Source organism: Brevundimonas sp. (assembly GCF_013823285.1).
Lineage (GTDB): Bacteria > Pseudomonadota > Alphaproteobacteria > Caulobacterales > Caulobacteraceae > Brevundimonas.
In genome coordinates, this window is record NZ_PNLV01000019.1 from 1 (window position 1) to 16,754 (window position 16,754).

A 16,754-nucleotide genomic window follows, 5' to 3' on the forward strand; every position below is an offset into this window, starting at 1 on the left:
CCTGCTGCCCGCGTCCCTGTTCGTGCTGGTGGTCATCGTCCTGACCGCGCCGCTGTGGGCGCCAGGCGTGCGGTGGGAGCCCTACGCCAAGCATGTGATCGCCTCGGCCGCCTATCTGGAGAACTGGTATCTGATCAGGTTCTCCACCGACTATCTGACCCGCGACGCGGCCACCCCGCCGGTCCAGCACTACTGGGCTATGGCGGTTCAGGTTCAGGCGCTGGCCTTCTTCGGGGTGGCCATGTGGGGCCTGGCCTGGGCGCTGGGCAAGACCGCTATCGACCGCACCAAGGCGGTGACGGGGTTCCTGATCCTGATGTTCGCGGGCTCGCTGGCCTGGTCGGTGATCCATACGGCGCGGGATCAGCCCGCCGCCTATTTCGACACCTTCGCCCGGCTGTGGGAGTTCGCCCTGGGCGGCATCGTCGCCCTGATCCTGCCGCGGCTGAAGCTGGGCGAGGGGATGCGGCTGATCGTCGGCTGGCTGGGCCTGGCCCTGATCGTGTCGTGCGGATTTCTGCTGCAGGTCTCCACCGTGTTTCCCGGCTATGCGGCCCTGTGGCCGACGCTGGGCGCGGCCATGGTGCTGATCGGCGGACTGGGCGTCAGCCGCTACGGCGTGGCGCGGCTGCTGGGCAGCCGTCCGTTCACCTGGCTGGGGGACCGGTCCTACGGGCTTTATCTGTGGCACTGGCCGATCCTGCTGGCCTATCTGGCGATCAGCGAGCGCACCGTGGCCACGCCGCTGGCGGGTCTGGTCATCATGGGCGTGTCCATCCTGGCGGCCGACCTGACCCTGCGCTTCATCGAGGGACCGACGCGGTATCTCAGCGATGCAAAACCCTGGCGCATCGTGATCGCCGGGGCGGCCACGGTGGCCGTGGCCGGCGGGGTCGCCGTGGGCTGGATCGGCTACACCAAATTCCAGGCCCGCGCCGAATGGGCGCGGCTGGCGGATGCGGACGCATACCCTGGCGCCGCCGCCTTCGGCCGCGACATCCCGGAAGCGCCGGTGACCCCCGGCCCGTTCACCGTGCGCGCCGACCGGCCCGAGCTCTATGACAACGGCTGCCACCAGTCCGAGACCGGGACCGCCACGCCCAACTGCGTCTATGGCGACCCGGACGCGCCCCATACCCTGGCGGTGGTGGGCGGCTCGCACGTGACCCAGTGGTTCCCGGCCTTGCTGGGCGCGGTGGAGGGATCGGACTGGAAGCTGATGATCTTCACCAAGAGCGCCTGCCTGTTCCGCGAGACGCCCGAGCCGCACGAGCCGCCGTCCTGTGCCCAATGGAACCGCAATGTCATGGCCGAGCTGGAGCGTATCCGCCCCGACGCGGTCTTCACCACCACCACCCGCGGCGAATATGCGGCCGATGAGATCGCGCCGGGCTACATCGAACGCTGGCGCGCGCTGGAGGCGCTGGGCATTCCCATCGTCGGCATGCGCGACACCCCGTGGTTCCAGTTCGATGTGGCCGAGTGCGTGGAGCGGTTCGGCCGGGGCGCGGCGCGCTGCTCACGGGCGCGGGTTGATCTGCTGTCGCCGGAGAACCCGACGCTGCAGGTGACGGAGATCGAGGGTCTGTATCCGCTCGATTTCTCGCGCTTCTTCTGTGACGAGACCACCTGTCCGGCGGTGGTGGGCAACGTCATGGTCTATCACGACACACACCATTTCGGGTCGACCTACGCCCGCTCGCTGGCGTCGATGCTGAGGGACGAACTGATGCCCGTGCTGGACCGGATCGCAGGCAGGAATCCCTGACCGCTCATCCCCGCGAAAGCGGGGGCCCAGTGCTTTGGGTGTTGCAGCGGATCAGGATCAGGTGACATCCGTCAGTCCTGAAGCTCCGGCGCCACGCTGGACAGGACTGGGTCCCCGCTTTCGCGGGGATGAGCGGATGTGAAATCCTGAGCAGTGGGACCCTAAACCGCCACCGCCGTGGTGCCCTTGATGAAGCCGCCGCCCAGAAGGCGGTCGGGATCGGCGGGGTCGTAGAGGACGCAGGCCTGGCCCGGGGCCACGCCTTCCTCGCCCTCATGGAACACCACGGCCACCGCGCCGTCTTCCATGGCAAGGCGGGCGGGGGAGGGATCGCGGGTGGAGCGCACGCGGGCCAGCACGGCCGCGCCGTCGCGGGCCGCTTCCTCGATGGATGCCTGGTCGCCCAGCCAGTTGGTTTCCTCCAGCGTCAGGGACGCGGTCAGCAGCGCCTCGCGCGGGCCGACGATGACGCGGCGGGTTTCCGGGTCCAGCTTGACGACGAAGAGGGGCTCGCCCACCGCCACGTTCAGACCGCGGCGCTGGCCGATGGTGTAGTCGGTGATGCCCGCGTGCGTGCCCAGCACGCGGCCGTCCATGTGGACGATCTCGCCGGCCTCGCGCCCCTGCGGCCGGAGCCGGTCGATCAGGGTGCGGTAGTCGCCGGTGGGCACGAAACAGATGTCCTGGCTGTCTGGCTTGGCCGCGATCTTCAGGCCCAGCTCGGCCGCCACGCCGCGCACCTGGGGCTTGTCCAGATCGGCCAGGGGAAAGCGCAGATAGTCCAGTTGGTCCGCCGTGGTGGCGAACAGGAAATAGGACTGGTCGCGGGAGTGATCGACCGCCTTGCGCATCTGGACGCGGCCGTCGGGCCCGATGGCGCGGCGCACATAGTGGCCGGTGGCCATGGCCTCGGCGCCCAGGTCGCGGGCCACGTCTAGCAGGTCGCGGAACTTCACCGTCTGATTGCAGCGGATGCAGGGCACCGGAGTCTGGCCGCGCAGATAGCTGTCGGCGAACTGGTCGATGACCGCATCGCGGAAGCGGCTTTCATAATCCAGCACATAGTGGGGGATGCCGATCATTTCGGCGGCCAGCCGGGCGTCGTGGATGTCCTGGCCGGCGCAGCAGGCGCCCTTTTTCTTGAGGGCCGCGCCGTGGTCGTAAAGCTGCAGCGTCACGCCCACCACGTCGTAGCCGGCCTTCGCCAGCAGGGCCGCCACGACGGTGGAGTCCACCCCGCCCGACATGGCCGCCACCACCCGCGCGCCCACGGGCAGGCCCACGGCCGCGCGCGCGGCCTCGACCGCCGCGTCCATGTCGGCGCGGGCGATGTCAGGCACAGGGCAGAGGGGCTCCATCAGGGTCATGGGCGCCATTTAGGGGTTAAAGAGGGAAAATTCGAGGCTGCGGCCAAAGGAAAGGGCCGCGTCCTTTCGGACACGGCCCTGAAACCTTCGGAGAAACCGCGACTACTGGCGGTAATGCTGGATGCGCGTGGTGCGCAGGCCCTGCATGCCCCATTTGTCGATCGCCTTCTGCCAGGCGATGAATTCCTCGGCGGTCAGACGATAGCGCTCAAGGGCGTCCTCGAGCGAGATCAGACCGCCGCGCACGGCGGCGACCACCTCCGCCTTGCGGCGGATGACCCAACGATCGGTGTTGGGCGGCGGCAGGTCGGCGAGGGTCAGCGGGGTGCCCGTCGGGCCCACCACATACTTCTCGCCGCGGTTATTTAGGCGCTGTTCTTTCAGCATGGGCTTGAGCCTCGTACGTCACCATCACGGTCATGAGCATAGGCCGACGCCCTAAAAGGCCGCTTAAGCGCCTTGGTGAACAGAAAGATAAAATCCACCGTTTCCCAAGGGATTCCACCCGGTTTGCTTAGGCAATGATTCATCGACTCTAACGATTACTTGCCCGCGTATCAGCGTTTGATCCGCAGCAGTTCCTCCAGCATCTCGTCCGCCGTGGTGATGATCTTGGACGAAGCCGAATAGGCGCGCTGGGTCGTGATCAGCCCTGTGAACTCGGTGGACAGGTCCACCGTCGAGGCCTCCAGCTGCGAGGCGCCGATGAAGCCGGCCCCGCCCGAGCCGGGCGCCTTGAGGTTGTAGGTGCCGCTGCCCTGGGTGACGCGATAGGCGTTGCCGTTCACCGGGCTGAGGCTGTCGGGGCTGGGGAAGGTGGCCAGGGCGACCTGGGCGATCTTGCGCATCACGCCATTGTCGAAAATGGCGGTGACGAAACCCTCTTCGTTGATCTGGATGTCGGTCAGATTGCCGAAGGCGGTGCCGTTGGTCAGGGTCGCCTGCACCACGGAGGCGCTGTCGTACTGGGTCAGACCGCCGGCCGAGGCGTTGAGGTCGAAGGTGATCGTCTGGTTCTGGATGCCCAGCTCGTCGGCCCAGCGGAATTCTCCCGCGGCCGGGGCGCCGCTGTCCGAGGCGCCGAAGGTCAGGCTCGCGGCCTCCGGATCGTCGAACAGGGCTGCGGCGCCCAGGGCCTGCATCGCCGGGACGTCCAGCCGGCCGTCCTGGGTGAAGGCGATGAGGCCGGAGCGCAGCTGGCCGTTGGTCAGGCCCGCGCCGGTGACGACGTCATCGGCGGGAATGGCGCGGATCTCGGCGTACCACTGGTTGGGAACGTCGCTCTTGAGGAAGGACACCGCCAGGCTGCGTTGGCCGCCCTTGGAGTCGGACACCGGGATGGTCAGTTCGAAGTCCGGGCGCACGCCGGTGCCGGTTTCGGGGTCCCACATGGCCATGGAGTTGGTGGCGGGGTCATAGGCGTTGGGCCCTGCTGTCGTGACGGCCAGGGCTTCGGGGGACACGACCTGGCTGGACCGCAGGTTGGCGTTCAGCTGGACCCGGGTGGTGGCTTCGGCCGTGCCGCCGACGGTGCCGACATTGATGGAGCGCAGGCGGTTCAGATCTGACGGATCGGTGTTGATGTTGCCTTCGCTGTCCACCGGCCAGCCCTGCAGATAGAGGCCGCCCGTGTTCTTCAGATAGCCCATCTCATCCACGCGGAAGGCGCCGGCGCGGGTGAACAGACGGGTGTCGGCGGGGGTCAGGTTTTCCGAGCGCTCGGCCACCACGAAGAAGCCCGAGCCCGAGATGCCCAGATCCGTGGACGAACTGGTCCGCTGCAACTGGCCGGCCTGGCTGATGAAGTTGCGAGTGGTGGACATGACGCCGCCCGCCGAATAGCCGGAACCCTGATTCTGGGCGTTGACCATGGTCTGGAACTCGCCCTGGGCCCGCTTGTACCCGATGGTGTTCACATTGGCGATGTTCTGGGAAATGGCGGACAGGGCGGCCGAGTTGGCGGAGAGGCCCGAGACGCCGGCGAGAAGCGCGCTATTGATGCTCATGAGAGAACTCCTGGGAAGAAATGGTTGGCTGGTGTCAGTTGAAGGGGTTCAGCGCCGAGGCGATGGAGGCCAGCAGGCTCTCCTCGTCCTCGTCGGGCGGAAGTTGAGCCTGGGCCTGTTCCTCCAGGGCGATGACATGGGTCAGGGGCACCACCGAGCGGCCGATGGTCAGGTAGGGCTGGCCGTCATACAGTTCGACTCCGGTGACGCGGCCGCGGATCAGAACCTGTGAATCCACCGCAGTGCCGCCTGCCGAGGCTGCGGTCACGCGCAGGGTGTAGACACCGCCCTCCTGAACCTGGCCGCCGCCGGTGGTCTGACCGTTCCAGGTGAAGTCGTGGATGCCCTCGGCGGTCTGGTCGGCCTTGCCGGTCCAGACCACGTCCCCATTGCCGTTCAGCACCTGCACCGTCACGTCGGCGGCGTTGGCCGCCAGTTCATAGCTCCAGGTGGCCTCGCCATTCTGATACTTCACGGCCTCCCAGGCGGCGGTGGCCTCGCGGCCGATGTAGTTGGCGGCCCCCGTCATGGCCCCGCCGCCGCTCTGTTCCAGCAGGGCGGTCAGCAGATCGTTGGTGAGCAGTTGTTGCTCGACCCCGGCCATCTGGGTCAGCTGGCCGGTGAACTGGTTGGAATCCATCGGCGACAACGGATCCTGGTTCTTCAGCTGGGCGGTCAAAAGCAGAAGAAAGGTCTCGAAGTTCGAGGCCAGCATCTGGCTGCCGGCATTCATCCGACTGCCAGCCTGGGCTGTGGAGATGGCGTCAACCATGGGTCAGACTTTCATGTCGACGCCCTCGGGCGCCAGGCTGAGGGTGGTCCAGCGCGGGGGCGCGGACACGGCGTCGGCTGTGTCCGCCAGACGCCCGGCGCCGGAGAAGGCGCGGTCGCGCCGGTCAAAGGGATGCTCGCGCCGTCCGCCGTCACGCTCGGCGAACTCCAGTGAACTGTCGGATATCTGGAAGCCCGCCGCCTCCAGTTGGCGCCGCAGTTCGTCGGCGCGGCCGCGCAACTCTGCGGCGGCGGCCGGGTTGTCAAAGACAAGGCGCGCCGTGAGCTGGCCGTCGGAGTCCACCTCCATGCGGACGTCGACCCGGCCCAGATGCGCTGGCGTCAGCACCATGTCGAAGCGGGTGGAGCGGGCCTCCAGCCGCCGCACGATCTGTGCGGACAGCATGGCGGCCGTCTCGACGCCCGCTCGCGCAAGGGTGCTCGGCAGGTGATCGCGGACCGACGCGGCGCTCTGGCTTTCGACGGCGCGAACCGGCTCGGGAGCCGCTTCACCGTCAGGCGTCGTCGGGGCAGTCGCGATGGGCGTGGCTTCAGCGCGCGCCTCTACCGGTGCGGTCCCCGGACGGGGTGGAGGCGGCACCGTGACAGCGGGGTTGGTCGGTGTGGGCGCGGCGACGGAAGACCGGGGCACCTCCCCGGACTCGGGTGTGGTGAACAGGGCGGTGCGGCCCTCGCCTTCGCGTCGGTCGCCGCGTCGGTCGCTCTGGACCGTGTCGGGGCGCGGCTGGACCAGCCGCCCGGCTTCCGGGGCGAGTGCGGTCGTCGCCGTCTGCTGACCGGCGGCGCGTACGGCCTCCGTCGCGGCGCGGGCGTCGGCGACCGAGGCCGTTCGGATCGGTTCAGGCGTGGAATCGGGGGGCGCATCGCCCTCCGCTGGTGCGGCAAGGGCGCCCGGAGTCGAAGAAGGGACGGTCTGTGTCGTCTGCGTCGTCTGCTGCGTCTGGGCGCCTTGGGCCCTTGGTGGCGAGGCGATCAAGGGGGCGACGCCGGGCTCGACGCCCCCCGGCGTCGGAGCCTGAAGCTGGCCGGCCGCCGCCGGGAGGGCGCCATCGGCCGCGTGAGCGGGGCGCGCCGGGCCTGCGTCGGGCGAAACCTGAACCGGGGGCGGGGGCGGGGGCGAGGGCGCTTCGGCCACCGGGGTCGCCTCGGGCGCGGCCGGGGCCGGCGTGGCCTCGGTGGCGCCGGCCGGGGCGCCGGTCAGGAGCGTCGGGACGGCCGGGGGAGGCGCGGGGTTCGGCGGCGGGACTATGAGCCCGGCCTGCACGGCGGCCTCCGCATCAAGCGCGACGCCTTCGCCATCCCCGGCTCCGGGGGGCTCCGCCGGGGCGCCGTCAGACGCGGCAGGGGATGCCGACCCATTGAAACGGAACGGCGCCAGGGACATGCCGGCGCTGGCCGTCGTCGAGGCGGTCGCCGTTTCGCTTTTTCCTTCGCCCTTCGACGCCATCATGGCCAGCAGCCCGGCGAAGGCGCCCCCGGCCTGACTGTCAGCCTGGCCGGACGCGGACGCACCGGTCCCGCTCCCCGGAAGAGGGGCGTTCAGCATGGCGAACAGGTCGAGCGCTGACATGGACCGGGCGGCCTTGAAACGTGAGGAATGAGGCGGCGCGTGCTGCGCCCGGAATTTCACGTGGACGTCCCAAGCAACGGCCGCGCCACAAAGGCCGGAAACTCACAAGCTGCTGATTGAATGAAAGAAAATCAGAATTCCATGGCGCGGCTCTTTCGGCCAGAGGGGCGCTTTTTGCCGTGTCGCGCACCCTTTCTTGCCCGGCGCCTGTTCTCCCGCCGACTGGCCCGGCCCTTGCGCTCTGCTCCACGCGGCTGACCGCCGTGAATTGAGAATGTCATGATGATCAATGACTTGAGCAAATGTGGACTGGACAGGGCCGGGCAAAAAACGCCCGGGCGCCAGCAGGCTTTGCCGGGTCATGATGCTGAAAGTGTGCGCGCATGTCCCTGAACATGATCATGAACACCGCCACCTCGGGCCTGATGACGGCCCAGGGTCAGTTGCGGGTGGTTTCGGACAACGTCGCCAACGTCAACACGCCCGGCTATGTGCGAAAGGTGGCGGAACAGCGGGCCATGACGACACAGGGCATGGGCGCCGGGGTCGAGATCTCGCGGGTGCGCCTGGCCACCGACCGCTTTCTCCAGGCCGCAAGCTTCAGCGCGGGGGCCGAGGCCGCGCGCCAGGGCGTGCGCTACGAATTGTTCGACCGCATCCAGAGCCTGTTTGGCAACCCGAGCGGCGGGACAGACTTCTTCAGCCAGGTGGACCAGATGTTCTCGGCCTTCGCCGTTGCGGCCGAGGACCCCATCTCTTCGCCCCGCAGGCAGGAGGCCCTGTTCCGCGCGCAGTCCCTGTTCGACGAGGCCGCCCGGATCCACACCCAGATCCAGGCCGTGCGCGAAGACGCGGATGGGCGCATAAAGAGCGCGGTGGAAGGCGCCAACCTACTGCTGCAGCAGATCGAGGCGCTGAACATCGAGATCTCCCGCGCCTCGGTGACGGGCGCCGACGCCTCCGGAGCCGAAAGCGCCCAGTCCAGGCTGATCGGCGAGCTCTCCGAACTGATGGATGTCCGCGTTGCGGCCCGCACCCAGGGCGGGGTCAGCGTCCGCACTTCCGCCGGCGTGCTGCTGGCCGGGGACGGGTACGCCACCCTGGAATATCAGCGCGCCGGGTCGGTCAACAGCGAGAGCGCCTTCTCCGAAATCTGGGTCACCGAGCCGCGCGGCACCAAGCGGTCCCTCGCCGAGAACATCACCTCGGGCGAGATCAGGGGGCTGCTGGAGTTGCGCAATGTCGACGCCCCGGCCGCGACCGAGCGCCTGGCGGAACTGGTCACGCGGGTGGCCGACGAACTGAACCGCGCCCATAACGCCAACAGCGCTGTGCCCGCCCCCGCCAGCCTGACCGGGCGGAACGTGGGCCAGTCCTTCGAGAACGCCATCGCCGGCTTTGCCGGAACCACCAACATCGCCGTGGTCGATGCGGCCGGCGTGATCCAGAACCAGGTCGAGATCGTCTTCTCGGGCGGGACCATGACGGTCAATGGCGCGGCGGCGACCCCGGCCACCTTCCTGGCGGTGCTGAACGCCGAACTGGGCGGCGCCGCCACCGCCAGCTTCACGGGCGGGGTGCTGAGCCTGGAGGCTGGAGCCGGGAATGGCGTGGTCGTGGCCGACGATCCGGACGATCCGTCCAGAAAGACCGGGCGCGGATTTTCGCACTTCTTCGGCCTGAACGATCTGGTGTCCACCGATCGGCTGGCGCTCTATGACAGCGGTCTGACCCTGACCTCGCCTCACGGCTTCACGGCCGGAGAGACCCTTAAGCTCCGCTTCACCGGCGAGACCGGCGCGCGTCTGCGCGACATCGAGATTGCGATCCCGGCGGGCGGGACAGTGAATGACCTGCTGACCGCCCTGAATGATTCCACCACAGGGGTGGGCTATTTCGGCAGCTTCTCACTGGACGCATCGGGCGCGCTGACCTTCAGCCCCACGCGAACCCCCGCGCCGCAACTGTCGGTGCTCGAGGATCGCACCACCCAGGTTCCCTCGGGCGTCTCACTCACCGAACTGTTCGGCATTGGCGGCGCGCGGGCTTCACGGGCGGACGGCTTCTCGATCCGCGCGGATATTCACCAGAGCCCTGGCCATCTCGCCCTGGCCCAACTGGACCTGGGCGCGGCGCCGGGAACCTCGGCCTTGTCCTCGGGCGACGGGCGCGGTGCACTGCTGCTGGCGGACGCCGGCCAGCACGCCGCCGCTTTCCAGGCCGCCGGAGGAGCTTCGGGCGGCCCCATCTCCATCTCGCGCTACGCATCGGAAATGGCTGGCGACATCGGCGCCAAGGCGTCAATCGCCAAGGCCCGGCAGGAAGCTTCGCAGGGGCTCTACAACGAGGCCACCGCCCGCCAGACGGCGCAGGAAGGCGTGAACCTGGACGAGGAGCTTGTGCTGATGACCACCTATCAGCAGGCCTTCAACGCCTCGGCGCGCCTTATACAGGCGGCCAGCGACATGTATGACACCCTGATGGGGATGATGCGATGACCCGTGTGTCCACCTTTGGAAACTACCAGAGCGCCCTGCTCAATCTGATGGCGGCCCAGTCGCGCGGGCTGGAGGCCCAGAAACGCCTGGCCACCGAGAAGGTCGCGGATGATCTGACAGGCTATGGCCGGGGCGCTGAAACCCTGACGGCGCTGAAGTCGGCGCAAAGCCGCATCAACGGCTTCATCCAGACCGGCGAGGCCGTGGCCGCGCGCATGACCAGCCAGGCGCTTGCCTTCGACAGGATCGCCGCCGGAGCCGACGGCGCTCGACAGGCCATCGCCGAGGCCATCGCGGCCGGCCGCGCCGACGGGTTGATGCTGGAGATGCAGTCCTATTTCCAGACCGCCCAGGACGGGCTCAACGCCAAGCACCAGGGCCGTTACCTGTTCGCCGGGGCCGACACCCAGAATCAGCCGGTCACCGTCGACATCCTGGCCGATCTGGCCGCAGCGCCGGATGTGGCCTCGGTCTTCGTCAATGACGGACTGGCGACGGTCTCCCGACTGGATGAGAACGCCACCCTCCAGACCGGTTTCCTGGCCAATGAGGTGGGGACCGAGCTGTTCCAGATCTTCCGCGAGATTCAGGAATACCACACCGGACCCAACGGCCCCCTCAATGGCCAGATCGACGACGCAACGCGCGACTTCCTCACCACCCAGCTGGGCCGGCTGCGTGCCGCCCACAGCAACGTCATCGACGTGGCGGCGCGCTCGGGGGCGATTCAGGCGCGCGTGGACTCGATCCTGACGTCCCACGACAATCAGCAGATGTCGCTGCGGGAGTTGATCAGCGACCGCACCGACGCCGACATGGCCAAGGCTGTGACTGACCTTCAGATGTCCCAGTTCTCGATCCAGGCTTCGGCTCAGGTCATCAGCCAGCTTCAGTCCTCATCCCTGCTGAACCTGTTGCGGTTCTAGCCTCGATTCAGGCGGCGAACACCCGCGCGCGGTCAGCGTCGATGGTCACGAACACCTGCTCGCCAACCGCCGGCACGCCGCCGTGCAGCCTGAGGCGCGCAGTCTGGCCGGCGGCGACCACGGTCACCTCGTGAAAGCCGCCGCCGAAGGCGGTGGAGACGATCTCGGCCGGGGCGCCCTCGAGCCACAGGCGCAGGCCTTCCGGCCGCACCATGACCATTCCCGCCCCGTCGGGCAGGCCGGGCGCGGGCACATCCCCGAATGCGGTTTCCGCCACCCCGCCAATGATGCGTGCGGGCAGGGCGTTGGCCTCCCCCAGAAGACGCGCCGCCGCCATGCTGACCGGATTGAGATAGCAGTGGCGAGGCTCGCCGACCTGCAGGATGCGGCCTTCGCTCATCAGGGCCAGGTCGTCGGCCATGAGCAGGGCTTCCTCGGCGTCGTGGGTGACGATCAGGACCGCGGCCCCCGCCGCGCGCAGGGCCGACAGGAGGGTCTGGCGCACCTCGGCCTTCAGATGGCTGTCCAGCCCCGAGAAGGGTTCGTCCAGAAGCACGGCGGCGGGCTCGCGGGCCAAGGCGCGGGCCAGGGCCACCCGTTGCTGCTCGCCGCCCGACAGCATGTGCGGCCAGGCGTCGGCGCGCGCCGCCAGCCTGACCTTCTCCAGGAGGGCCAGGGCGCGGGCGTTGCGCTCCTTGCGCGGCCGGTGCTTCAGGCCGAACGCGACGTTGGCGAGCACGCTCAGGTGGGGGAACAGCGCATAATCCTGAAAAACCAGCCCCACGCCCCGCTGTTCTGGCGGCACGTGGACGCCGGGACCGGACAGCGTCTGGCCGCCGGCGAGGATCTCGCCCTCGTCCGCAGGCTCCAGTCCCGCGATCAGGCGCAGCAGGGTGGACTTGCCGCAACCGGACGGCCCCAGCAGGCAGGTGATGCGGCCCGGGCGCAGGTCGAGGTCCGCGCCTTCAACCGCCGTCTTGGGCCCATAACGCCGCGCCACGCCCCGCGCGGACAGGGCGGGCTGGGCGAGGGCGGGGCTGGCGTTGACGTGCATATCCAAGGGGCGGGTCCGATCAGGCGGGGGCGCCGGGGCGCGAGGCGGCGACCTTCCGCGTCAGCCATACCACCGCAGGCAGGGCCATGAGAACGATGATCAGGGACGGCCAGCCCGCCTGGGGCAGGCGTTCATCCAGCGCATAGTTGTTGGCCAGCACCGCCAGGGTGTCGAAATTGAACGGCCGCAGGATCAGGGTGGCCGGCAACTCCTTCAGAACATCGATGAAGACGACCAGGGCCGCGGTCAGCAGCGAGCCCCAGGCGACGGGCAGTTGCACCGCGCGGGCGGCGCCCCCCTCGCTGCGCCCAAGGTTGCGCGCGGCCCAGACCATGTTGGGGGTGACCCGGGCCAGGCCCGCGTCGATGGGCTCCAGAGCCGCCGCCATGAGGCGCGCGGCATAGGCGTAGATCAGCAGCACGAGGCCCATGCCGAAGCCGGAGGCCGCGCCCGGGAAGGTCCGCCAGATGAACGCGGCGGGCACGAGCAGGCCGATGGCCATCACCGCGCCGGGCGTGGCGTAGCCCAGGCTGGCGATTCTCGCGGCCAGGGGCATGCTGCGCGCGCCAAGGGCCAGCGCCGCCGCCAGCACGACGGTGACCAGGGCGCCGACGGCGCCCATGGTCAGGGTGCGCCAGGCCGCCCCTCCGATGCGGGGCCATTCGGGCGTGACGTCCAGCGACGACCAGGCCAGCCAGCCGGCGGGCAGCAGCAAACCGAAGGTCAGAAGCGCCAGGCAGAACGCGGTCGCGCCCCATGCCTTGACGCCGGCGAGGGCCGTAGTGGGAAGGGGGCGCCAGCGGGCGCTGGGGCTTTCGAACCCGCGTCCCTTGCGCCCCCACCGCTCCAGCCACATCAGCAGGGCCGCCGCGCCCAGAAGCGGCAGGGCGAACTGGGCCGCGCTCGCTGTTGAGCCGTAGACGGACCAGGCGCGCACCACGCCCGTGGTCAGGGTCTGGACCGCAAGGAACTGCACCGCGCCGTAGTCGGCTAGGGTCTCCATCACCGCCAGGGCCACGCCGGCGGCCAGCGCCGGACGGGCCAGGGGCAGGGCTGCGCGCAGGAACGCCTGACGCGGCGTACAGCCCAGGGTGCGTGCAGCCTCCAACGCATGCACCGACTGATTCACGAAGGCGGCGCGCATGGCCAGATAGACGTAGGGATAGAAGGCGCAGCTGAGAATGAAGGCCGCGCCGTACAGAGTGCGCATCTCGAATGGCATGTCGAAGCCCAGGGCGGGCCGCATCCACATGCGCAGGTCGCCCGCCACGTCGAACAGGTCAGCGTAGGCGTAGGCTACGGCGAAGGCGGGCGCCGCCAGCGGCAGGGCCAGGGCCCAGGCGAACAGGTTGCGGCCGGGAAAGCGGTGCATCACCACCAGCCAGGCGGCCACCGAGCCGGTCACCCCGGTCAGCACCGCCACCATCAGGGCCAGGGCCGCCGAGGTCAGGGCGTAGCGCGTCAGGTCGCGGGCGGCGATGTCCGCTGTTTCGCCGGACAGGGCGGCCATCACCACCCCGACCAGCGGCAGGATCGCGGTGAGCGCGGCCAGCAGGGCCAGCACGCGCAGGGGACTGAGCCGGAAAGGCGAAAACCCGCCCCGTCTTGCGACGGGGCGGGCGCTGTCGGCCGTGGATGCGGCGACGGGGCTTATCGCCAGCCCGCCGCGCTGATCAGGCTCTGCGCTTCGGCTTGGCGCGGGCCGTAGGCGGACACGGGCATGGGATGGGCCGCGAAGTCAGCCCAGGCGTCCACCGGGGCGGGCGCCGGCACGTTAGGGCTGGCCGGGAACTCATTGTTGTATTGCGACACCAGGGTCTGGGAGGGCGCGGAACCCAGGAATTCCAGCAGGCGCAAGGCGTTGTCGCGGTTCGGCGCATTGGCCGCCATGCCGCCGCCGGAGACGTTCACATGGCTGCCCTGGCCGTCCAGGCTGGGGAAGGCCAGCAGAACATTTTCAGTGATGGCGCGGTCGCCCGCGTCGTCGCCGTTGGCCATGCGGATATAGTAGTAGCTGTTGGTCAGGGCGACATCGCAGACGCCGGCGGCGATGGCGCGGATCTGGTCACGGTCGCCGCCTTCGGGCTGGCGGGCCATGTTGGCCACGATTCCCTCGACCCACTGGCGGGTCTTGTCCACGCCCCAGGCCTCGATCAGCGCGCCCACCAGCGACAGGTTGTAGACGTTATCGCCGGAACGGACGCACAGCCGACCCCGGAAACGCGGCGAGGCCAGCTCTTCATAGGTGTCGATCTCGTCAGGGCTGACGGTCGCGGCGTTGTAGGCCACCACGCGGGCGCGGCGCGAGAATCCGAACCATTCGCCGCCGGGCGCGCGCAGATTCTCCGGGATGGCCTCGTTCAGGATTTCCGAGTTGGCCGGCTGGAACAGGCCGGCGTTCTGGGCGCGCCACAGGGCGCCCGCGTCGGCGGCGACGAAGACGTCGGCGGGGCTGTTTGCGCCCTCGCTCTCCATGCGGGCGATCAACTGGTCGGCATTGCCCTCGATGCGGTTGACGCGGATGCCCGTCTCCTCGGTGAAGCGTTCGTAAAGGGCCAGATCCGCATCGTAGTGACGCGCGGTGTACAGGTTCACTTCACCGGAGCCGCTCTCGGCGGCCTGATTGTTCTGGCCGCAGGCTGCCAGGGCGGCGGCGCCGGCGACAGCGGCGATCAGGGACAGGCGAAGGCGCATGGGGGACTCCTCGTTCGGTTCGCCGTGGTCCTAGCGGCATTGAGAATAAATCGCAAGAAGGCGATACGGCTTGTTCTTCTGTGTCTGAACGGAAACAGCTTTCAATACGTTAGGTCCGGACGCAGCTCCGCCATTCGGCGACGCGCGGGGGCAGGGTATGATGCGTGCATGAAGGCTGCGGATTTCCAGATTGATTCGGGCGCGAAGGGCGCGGTTCTGCGCCTGTCCGGCGACTGGACCACTGCGGGCCTGCGCCGCACCCCCGAGAAGCTGAACCGGGCCCTGGACGGGGTTCAGGTCGATCGGCTGGATATCGGCGATCTGGACGGCTTCGACACCGCCGGGGCTCTGGTGCTGGTTCAGGCCACGGGCAAGGCCTTGCCGGCCTCCGCGTGGAAATCCCGGCCCGAAGCCGGGCGCATCTATGCGCTGGTGGAAAAACTGGAGCGTGGGACCGCTCCCCCGCCCAAACGACCCGACGCCATCACCCGCATCTTCGCCCGGATCGGACATGGCTTCTACGATGTGATGGCCGAGATCATGCTCAGCATGGTCTTCCTGGGTCAGCTGATTCTGGCCGTCGGCAGCGCGGCGAAACATCCCGGCCGCATCCGGTGGGCCGCCTGGGTCAGCCATGTGGAGCGCGCCGGTCTGGACGCCATCCCCATCGTCATCGCCACCAACTTCTTCATCGGGGCCGTGATCGCCTTCATTGGGGCGGACCTGTTGCAGCAGTTCGGCGCCCAGGTCTTCGCGGTCGAGCTGATCGGCATTTCGGTCTTTCGCGAGTTCGCGGTGGTGATCACCGCCGTACTGCTGGCCGGGCGGTCGTCATCGGCCTTCGCCGCCGAGATCGGCTCCATGAAGATGAACCAGGAGGTCGACGCCATGCGGGTGATGGGGGTGGATCCGTTCCAGGCCCTGGTGATCCCGCGTCTGGCGGCGCTGCTGATCATGCTGCCCCTGCTGACCTTCATCGCCGTGCTCGCGGGAATGCTCGGCGGGCTGCTCGTCAGTTGGTCACAACTGAACCTGGGGCCAGCCTTCTTCATCCAGCGTATCGAGCAGAACGTGGGCATACAGCATCTGTGGGTGGGCCTGTCCAAGGCGCCGGTCTTCGCCATCGTGGTGGCGGCCATCGGTTGTCGTCAGGGCATGGCTGTGTCCGGGGATGTGGAATCCCTGGGCCGCCGGGTCACGGCTGCGGTGGTCCAGGCCATCTTCGCCATCATCTTCCTCGACGCGGTGTTCGCCCTGATCTTCCTGGAGATGGGCGTATGACTGAGCGCGCCGAGCCCGTCATCCAGGTCGAGGGCATGGTCACCGCCTTTGGCGACCACGTGGTCCACCAGGATCTGGACCTGACACTGGAACGTGGCGAGGTGATGGGAGTTGTCGGCGGCTCGGGCACCGGCAAGACCGTGCTGCTCAACTCCATCCTGGGGCTGAAGACGCCGGACGGCGGCCGCGTGCGTCTGTTCGGCAAGGATGTCGCCGGGATGTCCAAGGAGGAGCACGCCGACGCCGAGCGTCGCTCGGGCGTGCTGTTCCAGCAGGGCGCACTTTTTTCAGCCCTCACCGTGATCGAGAACGTGTCTTCACCCCTGATTGAGCACACCAGGCTGTCGCGAGACACGATCCGCGAGCTGGCCGAGCTGAAGATCGCCATGGTGGGCCTGGGCACGGAAAGCCATCACCTGAAGCCGGCGGAGCTGTCCGGCGGCATGCGGAAACGTGCTGGTCTGGCGCGCGCCCTGGCGCTGGACCCCGAACTTCTGTTTCTGGACGAACCGACGGCGGGGCTGGACCCCATCGGCGCGGCGGCCTTCGATGAACTGATCCGCACCCTGTCCGACGATTTGCACCTCAGCATCTTCATGATCACCCACGACCTCGATAGCCTCTATGCGGTGTGCGACACGGTTGCGGTGCTGGCCGATAAAAAGGTGGTGGTGAAGGCGCCGGTTGGGGAATTGGAGCGTTCCGACCATCCGTGGATCAAGGAATACTTCCTCGGGCCGCGCGGCAGGGCCGCGAAGGCCAGCACGACAGAGAAACCCGACAGGAGAGCGGGATAAT

General features: G+C 68.5%; 13 protein-coding genes. 5 read left to right on the top strand and 8 right to left on the bottom strand.

Features of this window, described 5'->3' with window-relative positions; translation table 11 throughout:
- Positions 1-1,768 (top strand): acyltransferase family protein (locus C0461_RS04490; protein WP_292104334.1); only part of this gene is annotated, 1,768 nt, incomplete at its 5' end.
- A gap of 161 nt (positions 1,769-1,929) precedes the next feature.
- On the opposite strand, the gene mnmA is transcribed toward C0461_RS04490, so the two are convergent.
- The 5 genes from mnmA to C0461_RS04515 form a co-directional block, all read right to left on the bottom strand.
- Positions 1,930-3,135, bottom strand: a complete 1,206-nt coding sequence (gene mnmA / locus C0461_RS04495; protein WP_292104375.1) for a tRNA 2-thiouridine(34) synthase MnmA — start codon at positions 3,133-3,135, stop codon at positions 1,930-1,932.
- A gap of 102 nt (positions 3,136-3,237) precedes the next feature.
- Positions 3,238-3,522, bottom strand: a complete 285-nt coding sequence (locus C0461_RS04500; RefSeq protein WP_292104335.1) for a DUF1153 domain-containing protein — start codon at positions 3,520-3,522, stop codon at positions 3,238-3,240.
- A gap of 170 nt (positions 3,523-3,692) precedes the next feature.
- Positions 3,693-5,141 (bottom strand): flagellar hook protein FlgE, encoded by a 1,449-nt coding sequence (gene flgE, locus C0461_RS04505; RefSeq protein WP_292104337.1) that lies wholly within the window; start codon positions 5,139-5,141, stop codon positions 3,693-3,695.
- A 34-nt stretch (positions 5,142-5,175) separates the two neighbouring features.
- Positions 5,176-5,913, bottom strand: coding sequence for a flagellar hook capping FlgD N-terminal domain-containing protein (locus C0461_RS04510; RefSeq protein ID WP_292104339.1), 738 nt, complete (start codon positions 5,911-5,913; stop codon positions 5,176-5,178).
- A 3-nt stretch (positions 5,914-5,916) separates the two neighbouring features.
- Entirely contained in the window at positions 5,917-7,503 is a 1,587-nt protein-coding gene (locus C0461_RS04515; RefSeq protein WP_292104341.1) for a flagellar hook-length control protein FliK, read from the bottom strand.
- A gap of 383 nt (positions 7,504-7,886) precedes the next feature.
- Here C0461_RS04515 and flgK point away from each other — a divergent pair, with 383 nt between their 5' ends.
- Both flgK and C0461_RS04525 read left to right on the top strand, forming a co-directional pair.
- Positions 7,887-10,001 (top strand): flagellar hook-associated protein FlgK, encoded by a 2,115-nt coding sequence (gene flgK / locus C0461_RS04520; RefSeq protein ID WP_292104342.1) that lies wholly within the window; start codon positions 7,887-7,889, stop codon positions 9,999-10,001.
- Positions 9,998-10,927, top strand: a complete 930-nt coding sequence (locus C0461_RS04525; protein ID WP_292104343.1) for a flagellin — start codon at positions 9,998-10,000, stop codon at positions 10,925-10,927. The genes flgK and C0461_RS04525 overlap by 4 nt, the downstream gene beginning before the upstream one ends.
- A gap of 7 nt (positions 10,928-10,934) precedes the next feature.
- Here the strand turns inward: C0461_RS04525 and C0461_RS04530 are convergent, their stop codons facing one another.
- The 3 genes from C0461_RS04530 to C0461_RS04540 all read right to left on the bottom strand — a co-directional run bounded on the left by C0461_RS04530 (position 10,935) and on the right by C0461_RS04540 (position 14,675).
- Positions 10,935-11,981, bottom strand: coding sequence for an ABC transporter ATP-binding protein (locus tag C0461_RS04530; RefSeq protein ID WP_292104377.1), 1,047 nt, complete (start codon positions 11,979-11,981; stop codon positions 10,935-10,937).
- Between the two features lie 19 nt (positions 11,982-12,000).
- Positions 12,001-13,545 (bottom strand): ABC transporter permease subunit, encoded by a 1,545-nt coding sequence (locus C0461_RS04535; RefSeq protein ID WP_292104344.1) that lies wholly within the window; start codon positions 13,543-13,545, stop codon positions 12,001-12,003.
- Between the two features lie 86 nt (positions 13,546-13,631).
- Positions 13,632-14,675, bottom strand: a complete 1,044-nt coding sequence (locus tag C0461_RS04540) for an extracellular solute-binding protein (protein ID WP_292104345.1) — start codon at positions 14,673-14,675, stop codon at positions 13,632-13,634.
- Positions 14,676-14,843: 168 nt separating this feature from the next.
- On the opposite strand from C0461_RS04540, the gene C0461_RS04545 reads away from it, so the two are divergent.
- The gene (locus C0461_RS04545) at positions 14,844-15,956 is read left to right on the top strand and encodes an ABC transporter permease (protein WP_292104346.1); all 1,113 of its coding nucleotides are present in this window, start codon (positions 14,844-14,846) and stop codon (positions 15,954-15,956) included.
- Positions 15,953-16,753 carry an ABC transporter ATP-binding protein gene (locus C0461_RS04550; RefSeq protein WP_292104347.1) on the top strand — a complete coding sequence of 267 codons (801 nt, stop codon included), beginning with the start codon at positions 15,953-15,955 and terminating at the stop codon, positions 16,751-16,753. Before C0461_RS04545 ends, C0461_RS04550 begins: the two co-directional genes overlap by 4 nt.
- The last annotated feature ends 1 nt before the right edge of the window (position 16,754 follow it).

Bases quoted from the DNA above. Each gene is read 5' to 3' on its own strand.
- C0461_RS04550 (WP_292104347.1), top strand. From the start codon at position 15,953: ATGACTGAGCGCGCCGAGCCCGTCATCCAGGTCGAGGGCATGGTCACC.
- flgE (WP_292104337.1), bottom strand. From the start codon at position 5,141: ATGAGCATCAATAGCGCGCTTCTCGCCGGCGTCTCGGGCCTCTCCGCC.
- C0461_RS04525 (WP_292104343.1), top strand. From the start codon at position 9,998: ATGACCCGTGTGTCCACCTTTGGAAACTACCAGAGCGCCCTGCTCAAT.
- C0461_RS04545 (WP_292104346.1), top strand. From the start codon at position 14,844: ATGAAGGCTGCGGATTTCCAGATTGATTCGGGCGCGAAGGGCGCGGTT.
- C0461_RS04540 (WP_292104345.1), bottom strand. From the start codon at position 14,675: ATGCGCCTTCGCCTGTCCCTGATCGCCGCTGTCGCCGGCGCCGCCGCC.
- C0461_RS04530 (WP_292104377.1), bottom strand. From the start codon at position 11,981: ATGCACGTCAACGCCAGCCCCGCCCTCGCCCAGCCCGCCCTGTCCGCG.
- C0461_RS04515 (WP_292104341.1), bottom strand. From the start codon at position 7,503: ATGTCAGCGCTCGACCTGTTCGCCATGCTGAACGCCCCTCTTCCGGGG.
- flgK (WP_292104342.1), top strand. From the start codon at position 7,887: ATGTCCCTGAACATGATCATGAACACCGCCACCTCGGGCCTGATGACG.
- C0461_RS04510 (WP_292104339.1), bottom strand. From the start codon at position 5,913: ATGGTTGACGCCATCTCCACAGCCCAGGCTGGCAGTCGGATGAATGCC.
- mnmA (WP_292104375.1), bottom strand. From the start codon at position 3,135: ATGACCCTGATGGAGCCCCTCTGCCCTGTGCCTGACATCGCCCGCGCC.
- C0461_RS04500 (WP_292104335.1), bottom strand. From the start codon at position 3,522: ATGCTGAAAGAACAGCGCCTAAATAACCGCGGCGAGAAGTATGTGGTG.